General features: G+C 43.6%; 24 protein-coding genes and 2 pseudogenes. 12 read left to right on the top strand and 14 right to left on the bottom strand.

Annotated elements, in window-relative coordinates:
- Both ACEW9J_RS19540 and ACEW9J_RS19535 read left to right on the top strand, forming a co-directional pair.
- Positions 1–204, top strand: a pseudogene (locus tag ACEW9J_RS19540) (IS4/IS5 family transposase); the annotation flags it as partial.
- A gap of 395 nt (positions 205–599) precedes the next feature.
- The gene (locus ACEW9J_RS19535) at positions 600–1,346 is read left to right on the top strand and encodes a phycobilisome rod-core linker polypeptide (RefSeq protein ID WP_373546765.1); all 747 of its coding nucleotides are present in this window, start codon (positions 600–602) and stop codon (positions 1,344–1,346) included.
- 262 nt (positions 1,347–1,608) lie between these two features.
- Here the strand turns inward: ACEW9J_RS19535 and ACEW9J_RS19530 are convergent, their stop codons facing one another.
- From ACEW9J_RS19530 to ACEW9J_RS19515, 4 genes are all read right to left on the bottom strand, one after another.
- The gene (locus ACEW9J_RS19530; protein ID WP_373546764.1) at positions 1,609–2,148 is read right to left on the bottom strand and encodes a cytidine/deoxycytidylate deaminase family protein; all 540 of its coding nucleotides are present in this window, start codon (positions 2,146–2,148) and stop codon (positions 1,609–1,611) included.
- Positions 2,149–2,406: 258 nt separating this feature from the next.
- Entirely contained in the window at positions 2,407–2,973 is a 567-nt protein-coding gene (locus tag ACEW9J_RS19525) for a dihydrofolate reductase (protein ID WP_373546763.1), read from the bottom strand.
- A 17-nt stretch (positions 2,974–2,990) separates the two neighbouring features.
- The gene (thyA, locus tag ACEW9J_RS19520) at positions 2,991–3,926 is read right to left on the bottom strand and encodes a thymidylate synthase (protein ID WP_373546762.1); all 936 of its coding nucleotides are present in this window, start codon (positions 3,924–3,926) and stop codon (positions 2,991–2,993) included.
- 133 nt (positions 3,927–4,059) lie between these two features.
- Positions 4,060–4,656 carry a dUTP diphosphatase gene (locus ACEW9J_RS19515; RefSeq protein ID WP_373546761.1) on the bottom strand — a complete coding sequence of 199 codons (597 nt, stop codon included), beginning with the start codon at positions 4,654–4,656 and terminating at the stop codon, positions 4,060–4,062.
- 285 nt (positions 4,657–4,941) lie between these two features.
- On the opposite strand from ACEW9J_RS19515, the gene bchL reads away from it, so the two are divergent.
- Positions 4,942–5,808, top strand: a complete 867-nt coding sequence (gene bchL, locus ACEW9J_RS19510; protein ID WP_373546760.1) for a ferredoxin:protochlorophyllide reductase (ATP-dependent) iron-sulfur ATP-binding protein — start codon at positions 4,942–4,944, stop codon at positions 5,806–5,808.
- Between the two features lie 295 nt (positions 5,809–6,103).
- Complete coding sequence (locus ACEW9J_RS19505; RefSeq protein WP_373539858.1) at positions 6,104–7,507, top strand: ferredoxin:protochlorophyllide reductase (ATP-dependent) subunit N; 1,404 nt, start codon at positions 6,104–6,106, stop codon at positions 7,505–7,507.
- Positions 7,508–7,605: 98 nt separating this feature from the next.
- Here ACEW9J_RS19505 and ACEW9J_RS19500 read toward each other — a convergent pair whose 3' ends face one another.
- The 3 genes from ACEW9J_RS19500 to ACEW9J_RS19490 all read right to left on the bottom strand — a co-directional run bounded on the left by ACEW9J_RS19500 (position 7,606) and on the right by ACEW9J_RS19490 (position 9,355).
- Positions 7,606–8,427 (bottom strand): TIGR02452 family protein, encoded by an 822-nt coding sequence (locus ACEW9J_RS19500; RefSeq protein ID WP_373546759.1) that lies wholly within the window; start codon positions 8,425–8,427, stop codon positions 7,606–7,608.
- A gap of 323 nt (positions 8,428–8,750) precedes the next feature.
- Complete coding sequence (locus ACEW9J_RS19495) at positions 8,751–9,011, bottom strand: hypothetical protein (protein ID WP_373546758.1); 261 nt, start codon at positions 9,009–9,011, stop codon at positions 8,751–8,753.
- 14 nt (positions 9,012–9,025) lie between these two features.
- Entirely contained in the window at positions 9,026–9,355 is a 330-nt protein-coding gene (locus ACEW9J_RS19490; protein ID WP_373546757.1) for a flavoredoxin, read from the bottom strand.
- A 373-nt stretch (positions 9,356–9,728) separates the two neighbouring features.
- On the opposite strand from ACEW9J_RS19490, the gene ACEW9J_RS19485 reads away from it, so the two are divergent.
- Positions 9,729–10,607 carry a YihY/virulence factor BrkB family protein gene (locus tag ACEW9J_RS19485; protein ID WP_373546756.1) on the top strand — a complete coding sequence of 293 codons (879 nt, stop codon included), beginning with the start codon at positions 9,729–9,731 and terminating at the stop codon, positions 10,605–10,607.
- Here ACEW9J_RS19485 and ACEW9J_RS19480 read toward each other — a convergent pair.
- Positions 10,604–11,362, bottom strand: a complete 759-nt coding sequence (locus tag ACEW9J_RS19480; RefSeq protein ID WP_373546755.1) for a DeoR/GlpR family DNA-binding transcription regulator — start codon at positions 11,360–11,362, stop codon at positions 10,604–10,606. The two genes, ACEW9J_RS19485 and ACEW9J_RS19480, sit on opposite strands and share 4 nt — an antisense overlap.
- A 262-nt stretch (positions 11,363–11,624) precedes the next feature.
- Between ACEW9J_RS19480 and ACEW9J_RS19475 the strand changes: the two genes are divergently transcribed.
- Both ACEW9J_RS19475 and ACEW9J_RS19470 read left to right on the top strand, forming a co-directional pair.
- Positions 11,625–13,526 (top strand): transketolase C-terminal domain-containing protein, encoded by a 1,902-nt coding sequence (locus ACEW9J_RS19475; protein WP_373546754.1) that lies wholly within the window; start codon positions 11,625–11,627, stop codon positions 13,524–13,526.
- A 232-nt stretch (positions 13,527–13,758) separates the two neighbouring features.
- On the top strand, positions 13,759–14,478 hold the full coding sequence (locus tag ACEW9J_RS19470; protein ID WP_373546753.1) for a hypothetical protein: 720 nt from the start codon (positions 13,759–13,761) through the stop codon (positions 14,476–14,478).
- Positions 14,479–14,597: 119 nt separating this feature from the next.
- Here the strand turns inward: ACEW9J_RS19470 and ACEW9J_RS19465 are convergent, their stop codons facing one another.
- Together ACEW9J_RS19465 and ACEW9J_RS19460 are read right to left on the bottom strand one after the other, a co-directional pair.
- A complete protein-coding gene (locus tag ACEW9J_RS19465; protein WP_373546752.1) occupies positions 14,598–14,864 on the bottom strand; it encodes a type II toxin-antitoxin system YafQ family toxin in 267 nt (88 codons plus the stop codon).
- A gap of 2 nt (positions 14,865–14,866) precedes the next feature.
- Positions 14,867–15,073, bottom strand: a complete 207-nt coding sequence (locus tag ACEW9J_RS19460; RefSeq protein ID WP_373546751.1) for a hypothetical protein — start codon at positions 15,071–15,073, stop codon at positions 14,867–14,869.
- Positions 15,074–15,264: 191 nt separating this feature from the next.
- On the opposite strand from ACEW9J_RS19460, the gene ACEW9J_RS19455 reads away from it, so the two are divergent.
- From ACEW9J_RS19455 to ACEW9J_RS19445, 3 genes are all read left to right on the top strand, one after another.
- Positions 15,265–15,612, top strand: a complete 348-nt coding sequence (locus ACEW9J_RS19455) for a DUF6883 domain-containing protein (RefSeq protein ID WP_373546750.1) — start codon at positions 15,265–15,267, stop codon at positions 15,610–15,612.
- Positions 15,609–15,932: a DUF4926 domain-containing protein gene (locus tag ACEW9J_RS19450; protein ID WP_373546749.1), complete on the top strand. Its 324-nt coding sequence runs from the start codon at positions 15,609–15,611 to the stop codon at positions 15,930–15,932. Before ACEW9J_RS19455 ends, ACEW9J_RS19450 begins: the two co-directional genes overlap by 4 nt.
- 119 nt (positions 15,933–16,051) lie before the next feature.
- Complete coding sequence (locus tag ACEW9J_RS19445; protein WP_373546748.1) at positions 16,052–16,210, top strand: type II toxin-antitoxin system HicB family antitoxin; 159 nt, start codon at positions 16,052–16,054, stop codon at positions 16,208–16,210.
- Here ACEW9J_RS19445 and ACEW9J_RS19440 read toward each other — a convergent pair.
- Complete coding sequence (locus ACEW9J_RS19440) at positions 16,157–17,251, bottom strand: glycoside hydrolase family 10 protein (protein ID WP_373546747.1); 1,095 nt, start codon at positions 17,249–17,251, stop codon at positions 16,157–16,159. The genes ACEW9J_RS19445 and ACEW9J_RS19440 overlap by 54 nt on opposite strands.
- Before the next feature lie 309 nt (positions 17,252–17,560).
- On the opposite strand from ACEW9J_RS19440, the pseudogene ACEW9J_RS19435 reads away from it, so the two are divergent.
- Positions 17,561–17,854: pseudogene (locus tag ACEW9J_RS19435) on the top strand (RNA-guided endonuclease TnpB family protein); the annotation flags it as partial.
- Between the two features lie 501 nt (positions 17,855–18,355).
- Here the strand turns inward: ACEW9J_RS19435 and ACEW9J_RS19430 are convergent.
- The 3 genes from ACEW9J_RS19430 to ACEW9J_RS19420 form a co-directional block, all read right to left on the bottom strand.
- Complete coding sequence (locus ACEW9J_RS19430; protein WP_373546746.1) at positions 18,356–19,114, bottom strand: metallophosphoesterase family protein; 759 nt, start codon at positions 19,112–19,114, stop codon at positions 18,356–18,358.
- A gap of 337 nt (positions 19,115–19,451) precedes the next feature.
- Positions 19,452–21,221 (bottom strand): PP2C family serine/threonine-protein phosphatase, encoded by a 1,770-nt coding sequence (locus tag ACEW9J_RS19425; protein ID WP_373546745.1) that lies wholly within the window; start codon positions 21,219–21,221, stop codon positions 19,452–19,454.
- 272 nt (positions 21,222–21,493) lie between these two features.
- Positions 21,494–23,398: a DICT sensory domain-containing protein gene (locus tag ACEW9J_RS19420; RefSeq protein WP_373546744.1), complete on the bottom strand. Its 1,905-nt coding sequence runs from the start codon at positions 23,396–23,398 to the stop codon at positions 21,494–21,496.
- A 213-nt stretch (positions 23,399–23,611) separates the two neighbouring features.
- On the opposite strand from ACEW9J_RS19420, the gene ACEW9J_RS19415 reads away from it, so the two are divergent.
- A complete protein-coding gene (locus ACEW9J_RS19415) occupies positions 23,612–24,391 on the top strand; it encodes an ankyrin repeat domain-containing protein (RefSeq protein ID WP_373546743.1) in 780 nt (259 codons plus the stop codon).
- Positions 24,392–24,421 lie beyond the last annotated feature (30 nt).

The following is a 24,421-nucleotide window of genomic DNA, read 5'->3' as shown; positions in this document are numbered from 1 at the left end:
GAGATTGCCATTGAAGCTGAGGATTGGAAACCTTTTGCACTGATGAGCGTGGCGTTGTTGGCGGAATTTTTACGAGACTGTGCTAGTCATGTCAATCTCAAACGCTTCTTGTCTTCTCCACGAGGAGCGAAAAAGCCGACTAACAAGAAGAAGTATGACCCCAAACGTCCGCATGTTGCTACTTTTCGGCTTCTCACTACTTAGTAGTTTAACTGTCACCTTAACAGGGGTAGGCTTTCAAGTCGGATTATACTCCGCTTTTATGCCCTTTGAGGCTGCACTAGTACAACAGCTCACCTTAACAGGGGTAGGCTTTAGGCTTTAGGCTGGGTAAGAAGGAGAAGGATAAAGGAAATATAATTAGTCTCCTAGTCCCCCCAGTCTCCCCGTCTCCCAGTCCCCCATCCTCTCATCTAGACGATCGAGACAAAAGTGGAGCCAGAGTGACACACTCAAAAATAGTCAGAAGGCTGGTAGCCGTGTGGTTGAGGGAAAATTAAGGAATGTAATGTTTTCCACTCAGGGTCAAAGGTGGATGGCAGATCGGGATTATGATGAGAGAAATTTGTAAAGTTTCGTAAGAAGAGAACTTTAAATATATGCCTATTCCATTATTAGAATACATTCCCTCGTCGCAAAATACCCGCGTCAAGGGCTATGAAGTGCCTGGGGACGAGCAGCCAAAAGTATTTTCTACCGATAACTTGCTATCCTCTGGTGAGATTAGCATTCTGATCGAAGCTGCTTATCGTCAGATTTTCTTTCATGCTTTCGCATCCGATCGTGAAAAGTTCTTGGAATCTCAACTACGGAGCGGACAAATCACCGTTCGTGACTTTATCCGAGGATTGTGCTTATCTAATACCTTTACTAACAGTTTCTACAACCTCAATAGCAACTATCGGTTCGCCGAACATTGCGTGCAGAAGGTGCTAGGACGCGACGTATACAACGAAGCTGAAAAAATCGCTTGGTCGATCGTTATTGCTACCAAAGGTCGCGCTGGCTTCATTAACGACCTACTCAACAGCGATGAGTATCTAGAAAACTTTGGTGACAGCATCGTCCCCTTCCAACGTCGTCGGGTGTTACCTTCAGGCGCAAGCGAACTACCCTTCAATATCAAATCTCCACGCTACGATGCCTACCACCGCCGCCAACTAGGATTCCCCAAAGCTTCCTGGCAAGCTGCTGTACGTGGGTACAAAGCTCAAGAGAAACAACCCAAAGCAGGCGATCCTTCACTATACCTATCAATGGCAAAAAGTTTAGGATCGGTTGGCAATCAGCCTCAATCAATCTCTGCTTACAACCTTGACTATCTAAAGCTAGTACCCCGTCGCTAAATTAGTGTAGGTGACTAGATTACTCAAGAGGCTTTCGATCTGTTGCTTTGCCTAATGGTTGAGCGACTCGATCGAAAGCCTCTTTTGTTGTCATAATTAACCCAAGTTGTTACTTACACTCAAAGTGGTTAAAACCACTCCTCGTGTCGCAAAGTCCGCGAAGGCGGACATTGCAACATTAGCCACGATTTCAATCGTAGGCATTCTCCAACTAGCAACTTACGATAATTAATAACGAGCGCGAATTAGATAAAATCTATCTTTACACAGATATTGATTCTACCGATGTCGGATTTAATAAAAATGCCGCTGAACGTTGCGCTGTAGCTTCAGAAACCTGAATCTGAACGAGTGAAATCGAACTATCTGTCAACAAGAAATCGCGGACAGTGACATTATCACCACTATTAAATGTCGTCTCATAAAATACCTCACGAATCCCTGCTGAGATGATTAGCTTCAGACAAGATAAGCAAGGTTCTAAAGTCACATAAATAATCCCCCCATTTGTAGAAATACCATGTTTAGCAGCTTGAGCGATCGCATTTGCTTCGGCATGGACAGATCTAGATGGTAGTGTTTTACTAGCATTACAAGCACTCAATTCAGGATAACAATATCCCTGCGTCGTACAATGTACAGAACCCGAAGGAGATCCATTATAACCCGTAGCAATTACCTGACGGTCTTTGACTATTACAGAACCAACCGGGAAGGCTAAACAGGTAGATCTAGTAGCGGTTAATTTCGCCAACATCATGAAATATTCGTCCCAAGTCGGACGCGAAGAAATATCGTACATTAGGGTTTAGGTATTAGGCTTTAAGTGGAGGGTGTGTTAGCGTTGCCGATAGCCTGCCGTAGACGCAGCGTAACGTACCAGAATTGTAGTAACAGAATTGTAGTGGCTCGACACGACTAAATCTGTGGGTAAAGCGATCGCCAAACAGATTACTAATTGTATTTTTCAGAGTTCTGAATGCCCACAGTTTTAGTCGTGTTGTCCCAGTAGGATGGGCACTGCCCACCAGTTAAATATCAGATGATTATAATATAAATACTAGTAAATTATTAATGGCTTCGGCGTGTAAATTTGAAAGGTAAACGGATTTTTTCCTGCCATTTTATCAGAAAAGCTATTAATAAAATTTGGTGGTAGATATGGCTCAAATTCCTTGTCGATCGATTCTGGATTTTGAGGAAAAAATGTGTCGCAATCGTAGCTCTCTTCAAGACGAGAAAGATAGATAATATCGAGATCGACTATGTTGAGTACTTGCTGGTAGAGATTCGCTCCACCACAATAAAATGTTTTAGTATCCTTAGCTAATTCTACATCTCTACAGTTAAGATCGTTAGTAAAACTCAGTGCTGATGCTGGATATTTATCGGCAAATCGCGATCGATACTCATCTGCTGCGGATGTCACGACAATATTTTGCCTACCTTTTAGAGGAGCTTTATGTCGATCGAACATCCCATCAAAAGTCTTACGTCCCATCACGATCGTATTCCCCATCGTCAGGTTCATAAATAGTTTTAGATCCGCTGGATAATGCCAGGGCATATAACCATCTTTACCAATACCACCATCTTTATCGATCGCTGCAATTAGAATTTTTTGCATGATTGTTTAATTATTTTCTAAACTGCTACTGGTAATTTAATAACTGCACCGTGTTGATAATTGACCAATTGGATTCGATCGATATCATCATAAGTCAGATCGAACATCGATCGATCGCCCAATTGACTCAAATCTAGTTGAGGTAGATCGTAAGCTTCACGACTTGCTGCTTGATAAGGTTCGATATGATCGACATATATGTGTGCATCGGTAATTGAGTGATAAAAGTCCCCAGGTTCGAGATTAACTTCTCGACAGATTAGCAATAATAGTAGTGAATAGCAAGTTAGATTAAATGGATTACCAACACAATGATCTGACGATCGTTGTTGGAGATGTAAATTCAACTTCCCACCTTGATAATTTAATGTAAAACTATGATGGCAAGGTGGTAACTTACTTACAGTTGCATTCGGTGGATACCAAGCAGTAATATGTAGTCTACGCGATCGAGGATTGCGTTTTAATTCATCAATTGCCCACCTTAATTGATCGAAGCATGGCAAAATTATATTCTTGTCAGCATCAATTACTAGATCGTGCCGATATTTGCTATCTACTAAATTAACTAACGATTCACCATCACACAAATAGTTGGTATTTTCGCGTCGAATTGGGGCGGCATAATCAGGAACTGGATAATATCGCCAAAACCGACCATAAGCAGTTTCAAGATTACCATCTACATCGCTCCAAGCATCCCAGATTTTAGTATGTTTTTGGAGATTACGAATGTGTGTTTCTCCCGATAGGTACCAGATCATTTCAGTGACTAGGCTCCGCCACTGAATCTTTTTGTGAGTCAGGATGGGGAAGGCTGCGGCGGTTACAGGTAGACGATAACTCAGCCCAAATAGAGAAACCGTATCAGTTCCTGTTCTGTTAGTTTCCCTTGTTCCTTCGGTGAGGATTCGATCGAGAATTTCTAGGTATGTTTTATCAACAATATTCATGAATTAGTGAATAGGGAAATTACAAATATTCGTCTATTTTTATTAATAGACATAGATCTCAGGGCACCCATGAAGGGCACCCCTACAGATGATTTGTGTAGGGGTGCCCTTCATGGGTACCCACGGGTTATCGCTACACCCCAGTATGACCGAATCCACCCTTCCGTTCACCCACAGTGGTCAACTCAGCGACCACTCGCTCCTGCGCCACACAGACCTCTAGAAACATCACTTGAGCGATTCTAGCACCATGACTAAATAGATGCAGATCCCGACCGTGATTGATCAATCCCACACCCACCCAGTCGGGATAGTGTTCATCCACGATACCTGGACTATTGATCGCTGTAATCGAATTTTTGCACGCCAAACCACTGCGGGGACAGACTAACATCGTCGCAATCTTGTCAGGTCGATCGGTACTCAAACCCACTTTGAAACCAGCATTGATGATTTTTTGTTCACCTGGAGCGAGTGAGAAAAAGCGAAGTTGTGGTTCAGATTGCTGTAGTAGTTCTGTTGTTAAATCTTCAGTTATTTTTTTGCCATTAATATATAAAAAACCTTCTGGATATTTACCTAAAAAACTAAGCTTAATTGCTTGTAGAGACTCTATGAAGTTTTTTGGAGGAGTGGGCAAATAAGCTTTTATGTCCAGAGCTGCGGCTCTATCCACTGCTCTAAGTGGTTTGAATTCTGGCTCTGCTAGTACGTACTCGACTGAAATCACACTGTTACTCTCGGCTCGATTGAAACTCTACATCCTATTTTCTCACGTTCGATCGCCTAAAACTAAATTTATGTTCACAAACTAAAAATAGCGTTAAGAATTAAACTGAATATGTTAAGTCTTTTGTACGAAATATTAAGCAATCTAAACTCCAGATCGAATTGTAAATTTTCGACCATTTCCCCAAAACTTAGTGAATAATGCTAGACGTAGCAGAATTTACTTATAGATATTTCAATCGTTCTTATTTAACATCACTCACAAAGTATTGGAGACTAGCAGAGCGTGAAACTGGCAGTATATGGCAAAGGTGGAATTGGAAAATCCACCACTAGTTGCAACATCTCAGTCGCCCTAGCAAAACGCGGCAAAAAAGTATTACAAATCGGGTGCGATCCCAAGCACGATAGTACCTTTACCCTGACAGGGTTTTTGATTCCGACGATCATTGATACACTTCAAGAAAAAGATTATCACTACGAAGATGTCTGGCCGGAAGATGTCATCTACAAAGGTTATGGTGGCGTGGATTGCGTCGAAGCTGGTGGGCCGCCTGCTGGTGCTGGTTGTGGTGGTTATGTAGTAGGAGAGACAGTTAAGCTCCTCAAAGAACTCAATGCTTTTGATGAATACGACATTATTTTATTTGATGTACTTGGTGACGTAGTGTGTGGTGGTTTCGCTGCGCCGCTCAACTATGCTGATTATTGTTTGATTGTTACTGACAATGGTTTTGATGCTTTGTTCGCTGCAAATCGGATTGCCGCATCGGTACGGGAAAAAGCTCGGACGCATCCATTACGATTGGCTGGTTTAATCGGTAATCGCACATCCAAGCGTGACTTAATTGATAAATATATCGAAACAGTGCCGATGCCTGTGCTGGAAGTTTTGCCGCTGATTGAAGATATTCGGATCTCTCGTGTCAAGGGCAAAACACTGTTTGAAATGGCGGAATCCGATCCTTCGTTAGAATATGTCTGTGATTATTATCTAAATATTGCAGATCAAATTCTGGCGTTACCTGAAGGTGTGGTACCGAATGACACGCCAGACCGAGATCTGTTTGCGCTGTTGTCTGACTTCTACCTCAATCCAGTTGAGCCGAAAGCTCAGGATGCTGGTGAGAAGCACGATCTGATGATGGTTTAGGAGTGGGTGGCGGGGATCTACCCACCCCGCCCTTTGGGCACCCCTGTCTTGAAAAGGTGCTTCACTTGGGGAAACCCCAAGACCGCACTTTTCGCTCCTCGGAGGGGATTTTTCGCCCAATGAATCAATTGTGAATTATGTGGGTCGATTGCTGGAATGTTGAGTTTCACATTTGTTCAACCCAACCTACAGATCTGAAAAATCCCCTCCGAGGAGGGGTGGCGCGTAGCGACGGGGTGGGTGCCCCTCAACCACAGCCAACCAATTAAAAATTATATTTAATGGAGATATAAATATGACTGTTGCAGCAGAGCCACAGGCGTTAAATTTTGAATGCGAAACGGGTAACTATCACACCTTCTGTCCAATTAGTTGCGTTGCATGGCTATACCAAAAAATCGAAGATAGCTTCTTCCTCGTCATCGGTACCAAAACTTGTGGTTACTTCCTCCAAAATGCGATGGGCGTAATGATCTTCGCCGAGCCGCGCTATGCGATGGCGGAATTGGAAGAGGGCGATATCTCCGCCCAGCTCAATGACTATGCCGAACTCAAACGGTTGTGCGAACAAATCAAAAGAGATCGCAATCCCAGCGTGATTGTTTGGATTGGTACCTGTACCACCGAAATCATCAAGATGGACTTGGAAGGATTGGCTCCCCGATTGGAAGCTGAATTGGGCATTCCAATCGTCACAGCCCGCGCCAATGGGCTAGACTATGCCTTTACCCAAGGTGAAGATACCGTTCTCGCAGCTATGGCGGCACGTTGTCCTGAAAAGGCACCTGTGGCTCAGGAAGACAAAGACGAGCGCAATGCGATTTCCAAACTGATGAACTTCGGACGTAAGCAAGAAGATGTCAAAGTTTCTGACTCTGAATACAAAGATCATCCACCATTAGTATTATTCGGTTCCTTGCCCGATCCTGTCGTCACTAACCTGACATTAGAACTAAAAAAACAAGGGATCAAAGTCTCCGGCTGGCTTCCCGCAAAACGCTTTACCGAGTTACCCGTTCTCGAAGAAGGTTACTATGTTTGTGGCGTGAATCCGTTCCTCAGTCGCACCGCCACCACACTGATGCGCCGTCGTAAGTGTAAACTAATTGGCGCACCATTCCCAATTGGCCCAGACGGAACTCGCGCCTGGATTGAGAAAATCTGTTCGGTATTTAATATCGAACCCCAAGGATTGGACGAGCGCGAAGCCCAAATCTGGGAAGGCGTGGAAGAATACGTCAAACTGATTCGCGGTAAATCCGTCTTCTTCATGGGCGACAATCTCTTGGAAGTTTCGATGGCGCGGTTCCTAATTCGCTGTGGGATGACAGTCCAAGAAATCGGCATTCCCTACATGGATAAACGCTACCAAGCAGCCGAACTCGCCCTGCTCGAAAAAACCTGTCGGGAAATGAATTCGCCCCTACCGACAATTATGGAAAAACCCGACAACTATAATCAGTTGCAACGGATTTACGCCCAGAAGCCCGATTTAGTAATTACGGGAATGGCTCATGCGAATCCGCTAGAAGCACGGGGAATTACGACTAAATGGTCGGTAGAATTTACATTCGCCCAAATGCACGGCTTTACTAATTCTCGCGATATTTTAGAGTTGGTAACTCGTCCATTGCGTCGGAATGAAAATCTCAAGGATCTTGGCTGGGAGAAGTTAGTCAGAGATGAAGCGATAGTCTAAATTAATTAACCGTTCAGAATTCAAACCGAGCAAATAAATAGGCTCGGTTTTTAAGTAATTGATTTGATTTTATTTGGCGATAAATCGTTGAATACTTCTTAAAAAGGAGTAATAACTGATGTCGAGCTATCTAATACAGCAAACACTACTTTAGTAAAACATCTATTCAATAGAGAATTTTTAACTAAGTGATGATAAAAATCTGTGGCAACTTGAGTAGGATTATTCCCAAACACACCACAGCCCCAAGCTCCTAATACCAATACTTTGTAACCGTGAATTGCCGCAATAGAAAGTAGCATTTCAGTTCGCTCGAACATTACCTGCGGGATAGATTTTATCTCTTCAGGATCGACAACAGCATTCACTCGAACTGCTGGAGTAGTCAAAATAGAAATTGAGAATGGTTTATCTAATAAAATATCATCATCATCTCGAAACACTGGTACTTTTGGTGAATAAATCATGTTGTTGGTAAATAACGGTGAATTTAGCTGACGATTAGTTTCATACATCTGGTTCATTTGTGACAGACAAGGATAGATTGCTGTCGCTCTGGCTAGACTTTCTTCTTGTGCTTGACTACCTGATAAGAAGCCCCCACCAGGACTCATCGCTGAGGCAAAGTTCAGGCATAATATTTTTCGATTTGCGTCTAGCTTTACTAGCTGACTGGCTGCATGAAGTGTAGTTTCATTAGTAACAGAAAATTCTGTTTGGAGAGGTGGTAAATCACGTACTAATAGATCGAGATCACTGAAAACTCGATAAAAACTATCATAGTAAATCGAGCCAGATATAGCCGCTGTAATAGCTTCAGTTATATCAACTGTTTCACCCAGTCGATTCTGATAATTACCGCGTTCCAAAATCTCGATTGTTTCCTGTGCAATTTTGGCTCGTTGCTTACGATTATTCATAGATGTAATTTTATTATGATTGACAGATCGCCGATAGGGGCGGATTTCTTCAAATAGTTATCGCCAAATTCGATCGATCTCAAACGAACCCGCCCAACATCATCAGGATCGATCGATTGTAATAATTTGGGATGATAACATCGCTCGATTGCTAGTGGTGAGGGCAGGTTTGATTTAGATATTTTGGAATTATGCACAGGTGATCGCCTCAACAAAGCCATGTACAGATTTATGTGGGTTGAGATTAGATTCAATCTAATTTGCCTATCATTCTAATCGATCGAGTCATGTCGATCGATTGCTAGTATTATATAACTCAATCGCTAATCGATCGAAGAAGTTGAGACTTCAGCTACTTCTCGAATTCTATCCCAGTCAATCGTAGCCACCCAAATTTTCTCTTCATCGGAATACTCGACTACTGCATCCGCTTCCAATTCCTCACTATAAATTGACAATTTGCTGCCATCAATTAGCTTAGTTCCAGATCGGCTTAAATCTTCGATCGTACCAATACAATTGAGCCGCAGACGACCTTGAGGATCGGCATTCTGAAAATCAGCAAAGATTCTAGGATTACTCATAACTTACTCCTATATTATGGTAAAAAGCGAGAAGGATTTGAAATAGTTGGATTAAACAACTCACTTGTTTGTTCTTGGTCTAAGCCACTTAACGTAGCATGGCTAATCCTGCGTCCAGAAGTACGAATGACATCGCCACCAGCTTGTCGAACTTTACCAACCGTAGTTACCCCAATTTGTCCGTGGGGTATACTAGCAAACAACTCCTCTAACGACAATCCTACCGCACATTCAACTGAGATGCCTACTACTCCAGACGGGTGCAATCCCGTACCTCTCAAAATGTCTTCTGGGCGATTTTTACCACCTCTGACTACCAGTGCATCATCTGGAATTACGCTCACAAATAAGATCGATATTATTTATTTAACTATATCGCGATTCTCTTCCATGAGATGCTTTGCTAGTGAATTTAATTTGGTTGCTATTTTAATCGATCGAAATAACTCGATCTCAAAGGAACCCGCTCATCTTCACTAGGATCGATTGTGATAATTTGGGATAATGATGTTCGATCGAGATAATATTGTCAGGAAAAGATTAATTTTCAGAAATGACAAAATTCAATAGATATCGAACAAATCCGTCCATCTTCACCAACATGTGGTCTGACGGGTCGAGGCATAAACTGCGTGTTAATATTTCACCCTTTAGATAGATGGTAAGTCTAGCTCGATCGAGTAACAATAGGTGATAAATTATTATTATCGAAGTTATATGAGTTGGAGAAGCATCTGGAGACTACTCAAAGAAACTGTCAATGAATGGCAACAGGATAAAGTCGATCGAATGGCGGCTGCTCTGGCGTACTATACATTATTTTCGATCGCGCCGTTGCTCGTGATTGCGGTTGCTGTGGCTGGGGCTGTATTTGGTCAAGAAGCCGCTAGGGGTGAAGTCGTCACCCAAATCCAAGGATTGTTGGGTAAAGCGGGCGCAGAGGTGGTACAAACGGCTTTAGCGAATACTCAAAATCCCCAGGCTGGAAATGGGATTGTGCCGACTGTGATTAGCGCGCTGGTGTTAATGTTTGGGGCTTCTGGAGTATTTGTCCAACTTCAAGATTCGCTCAATGCAGTTTGGAACGTCGAAGTATCATCAAAAGCCGGAGTTAAGGCAGTAGTTCGCAAGCGAATTTTCTCTTTTGCGATGGTAATTACGATCGGCTTTATCTTGATGGTTTCGTTAGTGGTTAGTGCGGGTTTAGCGGCATTTAGCGCATTTACCAATCAACTATTTCCAGTATTAGCAAGTTTGTGGAGACTGTTAAACCTGGGAATTTCTTTGGGAACCTTTACTTTTCTCTTTGCCCTGATCTACAAGTATATTCCCGATATTAAAATTGCTTGGCGCGATGTTCTCGTCGGCGCAGTTTTTACTTCGGTATTATTTAGTATTGGTAAGGAATTACTCGGACTTTATTTAGGTAATGGTGCTTTTGGTTCGACTTATGGTGCAGCCGGATCTTTAGTTACTGTATTAGCTTGGATTTACTATTCTGTCCAAATCATGTTGTTTGGGGCAGAGTTTACCCAAGTATATACGCGTAAGTATGGTTCTCATCGATCGACCGATGATTTTCAACGCAAAAACTAGATCTCTTGAATAATTGTTAAACCCAAAGCTGCATATGCGGCTAATCGTTTTAGATCGACAATAGGAGCCGTCACTAAATAAGTCAAAGCCTGAATTGGAGCGACAACATAATTCGCCGCCGTATCCAATTTTGCTTCTGTAGCTAATCCAATTACCTCCGCTGCTCCAGCAATCATCGCGCGTTTGACATGAGCTTCATCCAGATTTGCGACACTAATTCCCACTTCAGGATGGAGACTGCACACGCCTAACATACAAATATCTGCTCTAATCGATCGCAATGATTCGATCGCAGTTGTACCGACATTAACTAAAGCTTTCTTATAGAGCCTTCCCCCTAACATTATCACCTCAATTCGATCGTGTTCGGCGAGTGCCAATGCGATCGGGGGACTATTTGTCACGACAGTTGCGACTAAATCTAATGGTAAATGTTGGGCGACTTGTAGCGTCGTCGTCCCACCGTCTAAGATTACCACTTGTCCAGGGCGAACTAGTTTTGCTGCGGATTTGGCGATCGCTTCTTTCTCCTTCGGTGCTTGTTTTTGCCGATCTGCATAGCTGGCTGTTACGGGTGATGTGAGCAACGCGCCGCCATGTACTCGTTGCAACAATCCCGCTTCAGCTAGCTCCCGCAAATCGCGGCGCACGGTGTCTTCGGAAACCTTCAATTCGTTACTGAGTTCTGAGGAGAGCACCTTTTTATTGCGGTGGAGAATTTCGAGAATAAATTGTCTGCGCTCTGCTGTTAGCATTGATAGGTTGCTTGAAACTGCGGGTTTAGTCTTGAAAATGCCTGTTTGCTAGTATATACTCTTTTTAGTGCTGGTTTCTAAGTGTTTATTCGGTTGGAATCATAAAATAACGCATTTTCACGCAAAAGTTACGATCGAATATTTGGTTTGATGGTGTGGGGTGGAGATCTACCCACCCCGCCCTACGGGCACCCCTCCTGGGAGGGGATTTTCCACGCCATCCGTTTTTGTCTAGACAGTATTCACATATCACCTAAAATTTATGACTGCATTTCCGATCGATCTCACCAAATACCAACGCATCAGCCTTGATGCCAGCAATCCTACGCTGACAAACGAACAGAAAACTAGCCTCAAAGATAATATCCAACTGTGTCGCGATGCGATCGTGTTTTTCACGGCGACTGGGGCGGCTCGTGGCGTGGGTGGACATACAGGCGGCCCTTATGACACCGTACCCGAAGTAATGATTTTGGATGCCCTATTTCGCGGTGCGGCGGATAAATACGTGCCGATTTTCTTTGATGAAGCAGGGCATCGGGTGGCGACTCAGTACCTTATGTCTACTCTCAATGGTGACTTACCCGCCGAACGGTTGATGGAATACCGCGCCGCCCATTCCCACTTACCTGGACACCCCGAACTCGGCTTCACCCCAGGGGTGAAATTCAGTTCCGGTCGGTTGGGTCACATGTGGCCGTATGTCAACGGTGTAGCGATGGCAAATCCAAATAAAATCGCTTTCTGCTTGGGTTCCGATGGTTCGCAGCAAGAAGGTAACGACGCTGAAGCCGCACGGTTGGCTGTCGCTCAACAGCTCAATGTCAAACTGATTATCGATGATAATGACGTGACGATCGCGGGTCATCCTTCCAAGTATCTCGTCGGTACTACCGTTGCCAAAACCTTAGTCGGTCACGGTTTGCAGATCCTCGAAGGGAATGGCGAAGATATCGATGATTTGTATGCACGTATTTGTAAAGCTGTCAATATTGCTGGGCCGATCGCAGTCATCAACCATCGCCCGATGTGCCCTGGTATCGTCGGTTTAGAAGGCCAAACTCACGGACACGACGTAATCTCGGTCAAACTCGCGATCGAATATCTCGAATCCCACAGTCAACAAGCCGCCGCCGACCACCTCAAAGGCATCAAAGCACCTAAGAATGAATATACCTTCATGGGTTCGAGCGACAAATGGGATGCCAACCGCAACGTCTTCGGCGATGCTGCTGTCGCGATTCTCGGTCGGATGAGCGCAGCCGAGCGTATCGAAAAAGTAAAGGTGATCGATAGCGATTTAGAAGGCTCCTGCGGTCTGAAAAAGATTCACGATGCCTATCCTGAAGTCTTCATCTCCTCCGGCATCATGGAGCGCGGTAACTTCTCCGCCGCTGCTGGATTCGGGATGGAAGCAGGCAAACAAGGGATTTTCGGCACCTTCAGCGCGTTCCTGGAAATGTGTATTTCCGAAATCACGATGGCGCGGTTGAACAATTCCAACGTCCTCAGCCACTTCTCCCACTCTGGGATTGACGATATGGCGGACAACACTTGCCACTTCGGGTTGAACAATATGTTCGCCGACAATGGTTTGAGCGATGGTTTTGCCACCAATCTCTACTTCCCCGCCGACCCCCATCAAATGAAAGCCTGTTTGGAAACAATTTTCCACAATCCAGGTTTACGCTTTGTGTTCTCGACTCGATCTAAAGTACCCGCAATTCTAGATACAAATGGTCAGGATTTCTTCGGCGGCGATTACAAGTTTGTCTCCGGTAAAGATGAAGTAATTCGGGAAGGTACTCAAGGCTATATCGTCAGTTTTGGTGAAGCTTTATACCGCTCTCTAGATGCAGTCGAACGCCTCAAACAAGAAGGCATCGATATCGGTCTGATTAATAAGCCAACATTGAATTCGGTCGATGAAGAAATGATGGCGAAAATTGGTAATTCACCAATGGTATTAGTCGTCGAATCTTTCAACCGCAAAACTGGTTTAGGCAGTCGCTTCGGTTCGCAGTTATTGGAGCGCGGTTATAAGCCTAATTACAATCACCTCGGTACGCACATCGAAGGTTGTGGCGGTCTATGGGAGCAGTTCCCCCATCAAGGTATCGATCCGGCTGGGATTATGGCTGCGGTTAAGAAGTTGATGGGTTAGGAAATTAGGTTTTGAGACGCACGAGTTGGAAGTTGATTCTGGCTCGTGCGTTGTTTTTTATGTGTAATCAAGTTAATTCTCCGTCATGTCTGGTCTTGAAGTATTGCACAATACGTATTGTGATTATATTCTCTTTACCGAATTAACTTTTGAGTCATTGTTATTAGTATTTTGATGGTATAACGATCAATTATTTGATAGAATAATCTGAGTTAATTTTGTGAAGGAAATCATGTTAAAACGTGCTACTAAATTTATTAGCTGGTTGCTATTCTCACTATTGTTATTTATTGGAGTTGTAGGTGGATTATTCAACCCTTCACCCATCGCTATTTGTTTTGTATTTTGGTCGATAATATTCTTTCCTCCATTGCTTGGAAAAACACGGAAATTTGGCTGGAAATGGAATGTTTTTGGAAGGCTAATAATATTTATTCTTTCACCTGTTCTATTTTTATCATTATCCCATAAAGATACAATTACTCGTGTTCCTATAAAGGAACAAGTCCCTATTTCAATAGTTAAGACTAGTCCATCTTCCATGGTAACAGCTTTGCCGATAGCGAAGAACAACCAACCTAAAGTAGCATCACCAAATATTAAAGCTCAATTAAAATCGATGCCTAAAAAAGAAATAACTGGTAACCAGATTTCAGGAAATGAAAAAGAATTTATCGATCCACAAGAACTTGTAATTGGCAAAAATTACACACTTTTAGAGAAGAAACCTCTTATGCCCGAGATTAGTCCCATTGATGTTGAAAAAGCAATAGAACAGATAAAATATATTCCAAGTGGGGGGAGTTTTTTAGTTCTTAGTATATTTGACAAAAATGGTAATCCTTGGTATGAAGTTTCCGCATTCAATCAAGATAAAGAATTAATTGGCACAGGATGGATTAACAGTATTGCGCTCATGGATCAAAGCTTTAAAGAGACTAATAATAAGTAATTTGTTTGATTTTAATTTTTAGAATTACTCTTAATCGAATTCATAAACCCGCCCCTATGAAACTGTATAGGTGAATATGTGGGTGGGGATTCAATCGATCGTATTTATGGTCGATCGCATCAATAAACCTCATCATGACTGCCAAAATCTACAAACACAGCCTTTTCATCATCCGTAAAATAGAACAACACCCTTTCGTCGTAATCCACGCTAAAACTCCAATATTCCTTCAGCCTACCCGACAGTTTATGCGTTTTCAAGCTGGGATCGAAAGGATCGAACGTGAACTGTTCCAACTTTTGCCAAAACCTAGCTTCTAGATCGGGATTACCTTTGATACGTTTTTTGAAAACACGCTTGAATGAAGAACTAAAACTAACCTCCACAACTATTCCTCGATCGATCTCTTGAGTTCAGTGATATCGGCAGAATATTTCAATTCACCTCGTTGTTCTTCCGCCCGTGCTAACTCAAAGTTGTCATATATCTCTTCACGGCGTTCTTCCCGAAGATATTGCTTTAACAACATTTGAAGCTGCTCTTTTTCTTCGATCGAGAGGTCTTTGACAGTTTCGACTAAATCACTGAAAGTCATAGCTTCGTTGAGGACGTAGGTCTAAGTTTATTTTACAAGTAATCGAACCCGTACAGGCGAATATGTGGGTGGAGATTCGAGCGCGTTTTAGGGATAGTGATGTTTGACCTGCTAAGGCAGCACTTCGCTATCGCATCGATCGTCGATCGTGAGAATATGATGTAGATGGATAGATCTGAGGGAACAGTAAAATGAAATTAAGTGATGTTGTTTCCCGCATTGAGATCGATCCACGCAAGCTAACAGAATACGCATTGAACCCCGATAACCCCGTCGGAGCCGACAAAGCAATAATCTTTCAACGTGTCTTAGGTTACAACAGAGATAACTATCAATCCTTACTCGAACAAATCCAATCTCAGGCGATGGGAGCCGAAGCCATCCCGAAAAGTGAAGACCAACATGGACAGCGATATCAGGTAGATTTAGAAGTAGTAGGTACCGAAAATCAGAGAGCCATCATCCAGATCGGCTGGATAGTTCAGCCTGAAACTGATTTTGCTAGATTAGTCACCCTGTATGTGAAAAAACAGCCATGAAAAATCCCGAACTCTTCGATGTCATCGAACTCCTCATCGATTTACCCTCTCACAGCCTCTGTGCGGGCGATCGAGGTGCCATTTGCGAACAATATGACAATTTACAGTATGAAGTAGAATTTACCAATTCAGATGGAGAATCGATCGCGTTGGTTGTGTTATCGGTAGATTCCTTTGTCGTAGTTTGGCGATCTGCTTCTAAAACTTGGGTGCCGATCGCTGAAAAAATTCAAGCGATTGTATCAACTTTACCAGAAGAGAATCGATCGAAAGTTTTTGACTTCGCTCGTTCCGTCCATAACGAACAAATCTCTGTCTAGGATTCAGCTTCGCAGGTAGTCTCAGAAACGTTAAAATAGGGTGTATATTTTACCCATCGACCAATGAAACTAACCGTAATCGTCCATGAAGCGATTCTCCAGTAGGAGAGGCTGTACCTATGGTAGGCTACGCCAACGCCAACGAAGGCGGCTATTGGGCAGAAGTACCCGCCATCCCAGGCTGTGCGACAGAAGGGGATAGCTGGGGTGAATTGATATCTAATCTACATGAAGCGATTGAAGGTTGTTTGTCGATCGTTTGTAAAAATATCAACTAGTTGCGATTGACTCCGGCTCACTCGACTAGGGCTTAACTGTTCGTGAAATAAAGTTTCATAGAAAAAGCAAGCTAATCCACCAAATTGTTGAGCGTAGATTGTGGCTACTTGTTCTTTGATAATTTGGCTAGCAATCGGTCGGGTTCTCAATCCTGCCAAAATCCCGATCGAGGTAGGAATTGTAACTCGAGCAGCTTGAACTTCTGGTTTACTCAGTTCGATTTCAAAGAAGTCCAGCCTGTCTCGATAAACTTGTAATACTAATTCATCCATCAATCCCAATTCTTGCCATTTTTGCCAATCGGCTAAATAGCGAGTGCGAGAAAAAGCCAGCGGGTTGGGTGAAATTGATACAATACAATCGCGTCGGATAGATTTCACTCCCCTGACGATTTGTTGTAATAACTCCGTTAAACGTTCTGCACCCCATTGGAGCCAAATTTCACTATCATGCTCGATCGGAGCAATTTCACCATAATTATGCTGCTGAAATAATTGTTGACTGAATTTATCGTAACCCATCTCTTGCGGAAAACTAAAGTGGTCATCTAACTGAATTCCAGCTACAGGGTATTTTCTGACAACTTCAGTAATTAAATCCACCATGAATTTACGAACGCGATAATGGCAGGGATTCAACCAAACATTTGGATCTAATTCACCATTGGCACCTTGAATCCGTTGGGGATTCTCATTAATATCAAGCGTCAATAAATCCTTGTATTGACGCGCGATCGTTGACCGTGGCGGTACCATTAATCCATATTCAAACCAGGGAATTACCCGCATATTTAGCGGTCTGGCTAATTCAATAATTTCCTTTAATACATCCCGTCCGACAAATGGACTATTCGGTAATAGCGGAGATCCAGTCCATTGTTTAGCAACTTCGCTCGGATATAACGTATAGCCCCGCTGCCAAACTACTGGATAAATCGTATTAAAACCCAGATCTGCTAAACGGTGCAATCCTTCCGCCAGATTTTTGCGAGAATTCATCACTTGACTATCGATATTAGTCAACCAAACAGATTTTAACATATAGTGCTAGTACTAGGCGGCAGCAATCAGAATACCATTTCTCGGCAAAATATCATAAGAATTTATGCCGGAGATGGTTAATTAATTGTTAGAACCGATCGATCGTGCCGAAAACGGCAACTGACGAGCTTGCAGTGTAGGTGGTCGGGTCGATCGACCCGACCAGAAAGGTTTTCCTAAGTTTAATAAACATTGTCGCTCCGGTGAGTAATTACCTGTACAGAATTAATTACACACTGGCAATTCTCAAATATTTTACTTAGAAGATGTTCAAGCAAAATCTTGTGTAATTAATTATGTCTAACTACTTATAAGTTTTCAGGATGGAAGCTATCGGATGATTGCAAATCGATCGCATTCACCGATGGTTTTGAGATTGGAACATTATCGATATTTTGCAACAATGAAACTCAAGAAGACTTGCATAGGTTAAAAATTAATCGGGTGCGGATTGTGCGGACAGATGGGTATTATGCCCAATTCTGTTTTGATGCCGATCGTAAATAACATGGGGAGTATTCGGGTAATGTTGTCGGGTTGGATCTAGGGCTAAAGTTTTTCACCAAAGACCAAAATGACAATGCTGTGATATATCCCACATTCTGCACTTCATTTTTTACGACAAATACTAAGATCTATTTGTTACTCATTTGAGCAATAAATACGCAGGCAAGAACAGAAAGTAATTGAAGTCAAAAATTACAGTTAAAATCCAAGAATAATGATAAAATAATTGTTAAAATTTAAATTGATTCGATCGGAAAATAAATTTTAAAATTGATGAAATTGAAAATAAAATCTAGGCTAATTGGGAATAGTTGCTGAAATTATTGACAAAATAGGGATAGTAGAAAAAGTAAATGAATTATTAGGAATTTTAGGAATTTTACCTGTAGATTGTCAGGGATATTATTTAGCTATGTGAAATTTATCATTATTTATTAAATATCTTAATTGTTGCACTTGAATTAAATATTTTAGCTCGATTAGTTTTTGGAAATAGATAAAGACTAGTAATTTATGATGTTCATTCGTCAAATTTTTAGCATTAAAAATATCTCAAATATACTTCTTACGTTAATTTTGCGTATCGAGTTAGATTTATTAGAATTTTATTCGACTTGGCTCGACTACTTTGACAACTCGATCGAGTGGTTGTTTCCGTTGCTTTCCTGAAAACACATTGACTTGATAAACGATCTCGTTGGTAATATCTAGCGCAGTCATCCAGCCACTCTTCCGGTGATAAGCACCCGTTTCGATATTTAGCCAACCTGGCCCTTGAGCGACCTCACCAGGACGAACGCCTGGGAGTGTGAATGTAATTGTATGTCCGGTAATAATAATTTTATCGGGGAAATAAGGGAAATGATTGCTCAAGAATTTTTCTCGAATCCAGCAAAATTGATCGTTATTTTGCTTATCGAGTGACTTAAATGGATCGACTCCGGCATGGACTAAAAATACATCGCCCAAGTCTAAATAAGATGGTAAACTAGCAAACCACTCCAGGTCAGATTGCGGAATTCCTGCATCGCCATAACTTTCTAACGTTGTATCGCCGCCAGATGGTAGCCAATGACGCAGCGACATCTCATCGACAACTCCATTATTAAATGATGTTAATAACATCACTTCATGGTTGCCCATCAAACAGGGATAGTTTTGCTCCCGAATCCATTTGACTACCTCCGCGCTCTTGGGGCCTCGATCGATTATATCTCCCAGAAAATAAACTCGATCTTCGGCGGATGTTTTACAAAAATCAATGAGTTGGCGCAAGCCATCGTAGTGTCCATGAACGTCACCAATGGCGATCTGTCGAGGTTTGATACTATTCTTTTTTTGAAATAAATTAAACATAGAGTGGTTTGTGCTGGATAATGTCAGTCGATGAGAGACTGATATGTCAGCCGTCTGGTATTGCTAATATTCACACTCGGAAGGTAAATAGCTCGTTTACTTAAAATCAGTTACTCAAATCGTCACTTTATTCCTCCATTATGGCTCAATTCCTCGACCGCGAGAGCTTTTGGGCTGGATCGAATAACTTCATCTTATGCGGGGATCGCTCGAACGCTATACTCACATCTTGCATCAAAACAAAGTTACTAGTATTAAGAGGGTAGAGGGTAGGCTACTCTCTACCCTCTACCCTCTATCCACACTCAACCCTGGACTCTTACAGGAGATCTATTATTTAACGATTTAGCTGTACTTGTCGATCGCGATTGGGGTTTATTTGTCGTCGCCAGTTTTCGACCAGATCTGGATGAAAAAAGGTGATGACGATCGAGACCGCAGCTAGCAAGCCGATTCCAGTAGTTAACACCAAGAATAAGTTAATCGCTCTGCTGAGTCTAAGTTTTGAATCCGATCTCCGATCTACACTTGGTTCGCTTGAGCTAATTTTCACTATTTGGCTACTATCGATCTTTGCTGGTGGAGATACTTGGCACGACATCAGCACTAGGGAGATATTATCGTCACCATTTTTGCGATGAGCCAGAGCTAGCCAAGATTGAACGGCTTCAGTCAGGGGAATGTCAGTCTCCAGAATCCGAGTTGCGTAATCTTGCCAAGAACTTTCGACTAGATCGCGATCGCTCAAACCATCGGAGCAAAGTAATAAAATCCCATCTTCGATCGCCATAAATCTCTGGACTGTCGGATAAATTAACTCTCCAGGCTTCATCCCCAATGCTTGAGTCAAGGCGGTAGCCTGGGGATGGCTGATACTATGCCAGGGCACATCTCGACCTTGCTTGACTTCGCGAGTGGAGATATCATCATCGATCGTCAGTAGTTGACATCGCTGCTTTGTAATCCAATAAGCACGACTATCGCCGACATGGGCGATGTAGATTTCATGGGAATTGCCCACTCCATTAGGGCTAGAAATTGGCTGGGCGACTTGGAGCGCCATCACCATCGTCGTTCCCATCCGGCGACGATCTTCACGACCTTGGCTTTGGTTTTGGACGGTAATTGTATTATTTGCCACGCGGACGATCGCGGCGATCGTGCTACAAATCTGTGCGGGCGAGACTATTTCTCGACTGTTGAGCAGATCGTCAAATAAGTTCTGGGTCTGAATTTTGAGTAATTTAACCGCCATTTGACTGGCAACTTCACCGCCTTCGTGCCCAGCCACCCCATCACAAATAATGGCAATTTTCCCACCTGTGGGATCGTGAGCCAATTCTAACGGCGTTGGATAATAAGAATCTTCATTATGTTGGTGAGTAGCTCCCGCATCCGTACCACCTGCAATTTGCCATCTCAAAGGTAATTGGGCTGCTTGTTCGAGCACGATTTGATTCAGTTCGGTAGCTACATCCCTCAGCGAAGCCTTTTCCGCCTGCATTTTGATAAATAGGGCACGGAGTCTGTCAGCGATCTCTGGGGCGGTACCAGGCAGAGTTTGGAGCCAGAGCGTACCGAGTGTAGACAGGGTAACTTTATTTCCGGTAGTGTAGTCAGGTATCAATTCGCATAGCCTCAGGCACCAACCATCGACCCGCAGGTTGTCCATCACGATCGAGCTTGACAATACACCAGTTCCCGCCAGTGGTGCCCAGAGATCGATCGCCTGCCACAACCAATACGCCTGATTGAGGGGCGTCGCTGTACTCCAAGCTTCGACTAAACTGGGTAGTAATTTGCCTTCATCATCGATCGGGATATTATCCAACAGCGGAATCTCTACCGTTTCACCCGATCTTTTGAGCGAACAAAAGCCGTGGATTTGGGGTAAATGCAGCTTGTATTGATATAGATGAGCGTAGGCTAGAGCCTGACGAGGTAATGGCGATAGTATCTCTGGTGGTTCTTGAGGCTTGGTATCCAGCCACAATTGAGGCGAAATCACATGGTATCTATCTTCGACTAATCGATCGGCAGGAATCCACGTTGCTTGCCGTTCAGCAGCCCAGAGATAGCGAGACATCAATGGTTGGGCAATAGTCATAGTTTAGGAAATCAGGGGCAAAATCTCGATAAATATGTCTGGCTAGCACAAAATTATCGCCATTAAGTTTGTAGTCTACGCTAGAAATTGCGAATTTAGAAACCTGTTGGTAACATCCGTTACTAACGATCGAAGTAGACACAATTCATCAATTACCCCATCCGCTAAATCACTACTCCGATCGCCACACTTGTAAGCTGTTAATAATATGCCTATGGTAGGTTAACGCCAACGGCTCGCTTCGGCTCCGCTCAGTCCAAGCTGTCAATTGTTTAAATTGATGGCACCGTAAAATGGAACCGACTACCGCGATCTTTCCCCGCAGATTCTGCCCAAATTTCGCCACCCCAACCATTGACAATTTGCCGACAGATCGCCAGTCCCAAGCCAGTTCCGCCCGCAGTCCGTCGCAGCGAACCTTCGGCTTGATAGAAACGTTCAAACACCATTTGTAATAATTCCGGTGCGATGCCGCGTCCGGTATCGGTTACAGTTACTTCGAGCATTGATTCGATTATCGAGGCTTCAATGCCGATCCGATCGGTGCCAGTCGTAAATTTACAGGCATTATCGAGCAGTTTAGTCAGAACTTCGACCAACCATTCCCCATCGGCACGTACGAAGGGTAAATCGGTGGGGATATCTACGATAATTTTAGGCAAATCTCGATTGTAGCGACGGGTGTTTAAACCACTCAGGGCAAGATCGATACATTCTTCAAGCGAAAGCGGTTCGGGATGCCATTGAATGCGTCCGCTTTCGAGCTGGGAGAGGGTGAGAAAGTCTTGAACGAGTTTCCGCATCCGTTCGGCATCTCCGAGCGCGGTGTTGAGCATTACTTGCCGCAGTTCGAGGGACATATCTGGTTCGGTTGCCACATTTTCGAGACAGACTTGAATTGTTGATAGGGGTGTTCGCAGTTCGTGTCCGGTAATGGCGACTAAATTGGCTCTGGTGCGATCGAGTGCTTCTAGTTGTTGGTTGAGGTATTCTAGATTGGTATAAGATTCTGCTTGAATTAAGGTGCTGCCGATTTGGGTGGCGATCGCTTCAACTAGATTGATGGTGTCATCCGACCACGGTAATGGGGATGGATCGTGTTGATGTAGTTCGATCGTCCCCAAGATCTTATCTTGGTAGAGCACTGGCACGATCGACCAGTCGGTGATGCCGAGTTTGGTCAGGGTTCGCTGCCACGTTTTGGTAATATTGACTTCGGCTAGAGCTGTAGATTCGTGAGTTTTTACGACTGCTTTGAAGATGGGATTGTCTGCTAGGTTCCAAGCTTGACCGACTAAAGACGGCAGTTCTGAATTGGCTAGATACTCATGGGCGATCGTGGTAGTGCGCTCGTCTGCACGATACTGGTAAATTAAGCACCGACTGACTTTAGTCGCTTTACCGATTTCCTGCACCGCAACGTTGAGGATATCAGCCGAATTGAGCGAACGGCGAATTGCGCCAGTGATTGTATTGACTAGCCGTTCTCGTTCTTCTTTTTCTTCGATCGAACGGTAAGCCTTGAGTAATTTATACTGTCGCGCCTGTAAATATGTCACCAATCGCTGCACAAAAGCGTCAGCACTAGCTGAATTGTCTTGAGGGATGGTGGGGACTGCGACTAGGTAGTCTTGCTTCGCCTGAAGGATTTTAGGGGCTAATTCTGGACGATAATCTTGAATCCGATCGAGTAAAATATGTGCGGCGGCAATAGTAACTTGTCGATCGAATGTCCAGATCCCTTCAAACCGTCTGGATGGGTCGATTTCTGGTAAAACTGGGTCGTCCGAAGGCGGGCTGATTTTTTCCCGACAGATCAGGCAAGCTGCTGACTGAGCACCAATTGCGATCAGATGCCACTCAGTCGCTAAGGCATCAGTGCTACTAAATGGTACCAATTCATACTCTTGAAGTCGATCGTCAAATTCAGTCTCTGGTGCAGCTAGGACATATACCTGGTCGCTAATTTCTCCCAGCCTCCGATAGCGGTGAGCTTCCTGACGATAAAACTTTTCTTGCTGAAAACTGGCAATTAACAACGGGCGATCTGTACCTGCGAGAACTCGATCTTCCATTGCGTGCGATAGAGCGGTGAGGGAAGATTTAAAGTATAAATGCGACCTCAGTTGGGGCATTTGCCGCAGTAACTCGCTTAAAACTGATTGTGGATTGCTCACTATTATTCTTGTTCCCTAGGGCTGCGGCAGGGTAGGGCGGCGATTTCCACTGTCAACTCCATCGATCGAAGTCCAGACAGTAGGATCTTGGGTTTACCGATTTCCATCGTACAGAAAAATTAGACCCAATAGTTACTGAATCGAGTTTTCGCGTCAATAGCTTCACTATTATTTACCATAATTTGGAGTACTTTATTGGAGCTAAAATTAATAATGTCTCAAAGAACAAGCAGACGGATTTACAGTTTACGATTTTTAGTTGTTCTGGCTTGGAGCTTTGCCGCATTTTGCTTCTGGTTGGCTATCCATCTACGTGCCCTCGCGTGGGTAGCTGTCTTGCCGGATTTGGTTGCTAGGGTTGCGATCGTGCCCGCTTGGCATACGCGGATAATTGTTGTGGGTTGTATGCTGGTGGGAGCAAGCAGTCTACTACTGTGGCGTTGGCTTCCAGTCAAGTTGTCGGCTAGTCTGGCTGTGCTAATTCCAGTACTTTTTTTAGTCGCGGGTCTTGCGTATGGTCGCGTCGAGACGCAGGTGACAGAAGAATATGTCAACGCTCCAGCTCGACGAGGCGATCTGCCCAACACCCGCGAGCAGCTTGCGATCCAGATGGCTGAATATAGATTACCCAATGAATTGCAAGCATTGATTAGAGTGGGAACCAATATCAATGTTCGCGACCCCAAGGGTTATTCTGTACTCTTTCGGGCTACTAGAGCACCAGATCTGGTCAAACTGGTGTTACAAGCCGGAGTAAAGCCTGATGCTGAAGCACTGGTAGAGGCTGCTTTTTGGGGAAATTCAGACACCTTTAAGCTGTTGTTTGAGGCAACTCCCGATGATGGTAAAGCATTGGTAGCAGCAGTTGGCGATCGAGCATTGTTCACAGCAATTCATTCCCGCGAGAGTGGAGAGCAGGGGCGCGAACAAATTGTCCAGATGTTGCAGGCGCGGGGAGCTAAAATTTCTGACAGAGACAGGGCAGAGCCGTAACAAATTGAGACAGCGATCGATTGCGTAGAT

The sequence above is a fragment of the Chamaesiphon sp. genome, assembly GCF_041737865.1.
GTDB lineage: Bacteria > Cyanobacteriota > Cyanobacteriia > Cyanobacteriales > Chamaesiphonaceae > Chamaesiphon.
This window is presented reverse-complemented; position numbering and strand designations above follow the sequence as displayed.

Bases quoted from the DNA above. Each gene is read 5' to 3' on its own strand.
- ACEW9J_RS19535 (WP_373546765.1), top strand. From the start codon at position 600: ATGCCTATTCCATTATTAGAATACATTCCCTCGTCGCAAAATACCCGC.
- ACEW9J_RS19530 (WP_373546764.1), bottom strand. From the start codon at position 2,148: ATGTACGATATTTCTTCGCGTCCGACTTGGGACGAATATTTCATGATG.
- ACEW9J_RS19525 (WP_373546763.1), bottom strand. From the start codon at position 2,973: ATGCAAAAAATTCTAATTGCAGCGATCGATAAAGATGGTGGTATTGGT.
- thyA (WP_373546762.1), bottom strand. From the start codon at position 3,926: ATGAATATTGTTGATAAAACATACCTAGAAATTCTCGATCGAATCCTC.
- ACEW9J_RS19505 (WP_373539858.1), top strand. From the start codon at position 6,104: ATGACTGTTGCAGCAGAGCCACAGGCGTTAAATTTTGAATGCGAAACG.
- ACEW9J_RS19500 (WP_373546759.1), bottom strand. From the start codon at position 8,427: ATGAATAATCGTAAGCAACGAGCCAAAATTGCACAGGAAACAATCGAG.
- ACEW9J_RS19495 (WP_373546758.1), bottom strand. From the start codon at position 9,011: ATGAGTAATCCTAGAATCTTTGCTGATTTTCAGAATGCCGATCCTCAA.
- ACEW9J_RS19485 (WP_373546756.1), top strand. From the start codon at position 9,729: ATGAGTTGGAGAAGCATCTGGAGACTACTCAAAGAAACTGTCAATGAA.
- ACEW9J_RS19480 (WP_373546755.1), bottom strand. From the start codon at position 11,362: ATGCTAACAGCAGAGCGCAGACAATTTATTCTCGAAATTCTCCACCGC.
- ACEW9J_RS19475 (WP_373546754.1), top strand. From the start codon at position 11,625: ATGACTGCATTTCCGATCGATCTCACCAAATACCAACGCATCAGCCTT.
- ACEW9J_RS19470 (WP_373546753.1), top strand. From the start codon at position 13,759: ATGTTAAAACGTGCTACTAAATTTATTAGCTGGTTGCTATTCTCACTA.
- ACEW9J_RS19460 (WP_373546751.1), bottom strand. From the start codon at position 15,073: ATGACTTTCAGTGATTTAGTCGAAACTGTCAAAGACCTCTCGATCGAA.
- ACEW9J_RS19455 (WP_373546750.1), top strand. From the start codon at position 15,265: ATGAAATTAAGTGATGTTGTTTCCCGCATTGAGATCGATCCACGCAAG.
- ACEW9J_RS19450 (WP_373546749.1), top strand. From the start codon at position 15,609: ATGAAAAATCCCGAACTCTTCGATGTCATCGAACTCCTCATCGATTTA.
- ACEW9J_RS19445 (WP_373546748.1), top strand. From the start codon at position 16,052: ATGGTAGGCTACGCCAACGCCAACGAAGGCGGCTATTGGGCAGAAGTA.
- ACEW9J_RS19440 (WP_373546747.1), bottom strand. From the start codon at position 17,251: ATGTTAAAATCTGTTTGGTTGACTAATATCGATAGTCAAGTGATGAAT.
- ACEW9J_RS19430 (WP_373546746.1), bottom strand. From the start codon at position 19,114: ATGTTTAATTTATTTCAAAAAAAGAATAGTATCAAACCTCGACAGATC.
- ACEW9J_RS19425 (WP_373546745.1), bottom strand. From the start codon at position 21,221: ATGACTATTGCCCAACCATTGATGTCTCGCTATCTCTGGGCTGCTGAA.
- ACEW9J_RS19415 (WP_373546743.1), top strand. From the start codon at position 23,612: ATGTCTCAAAGAACAAGCAGACGGATTTACAGTTTACGATTTTTAGTT.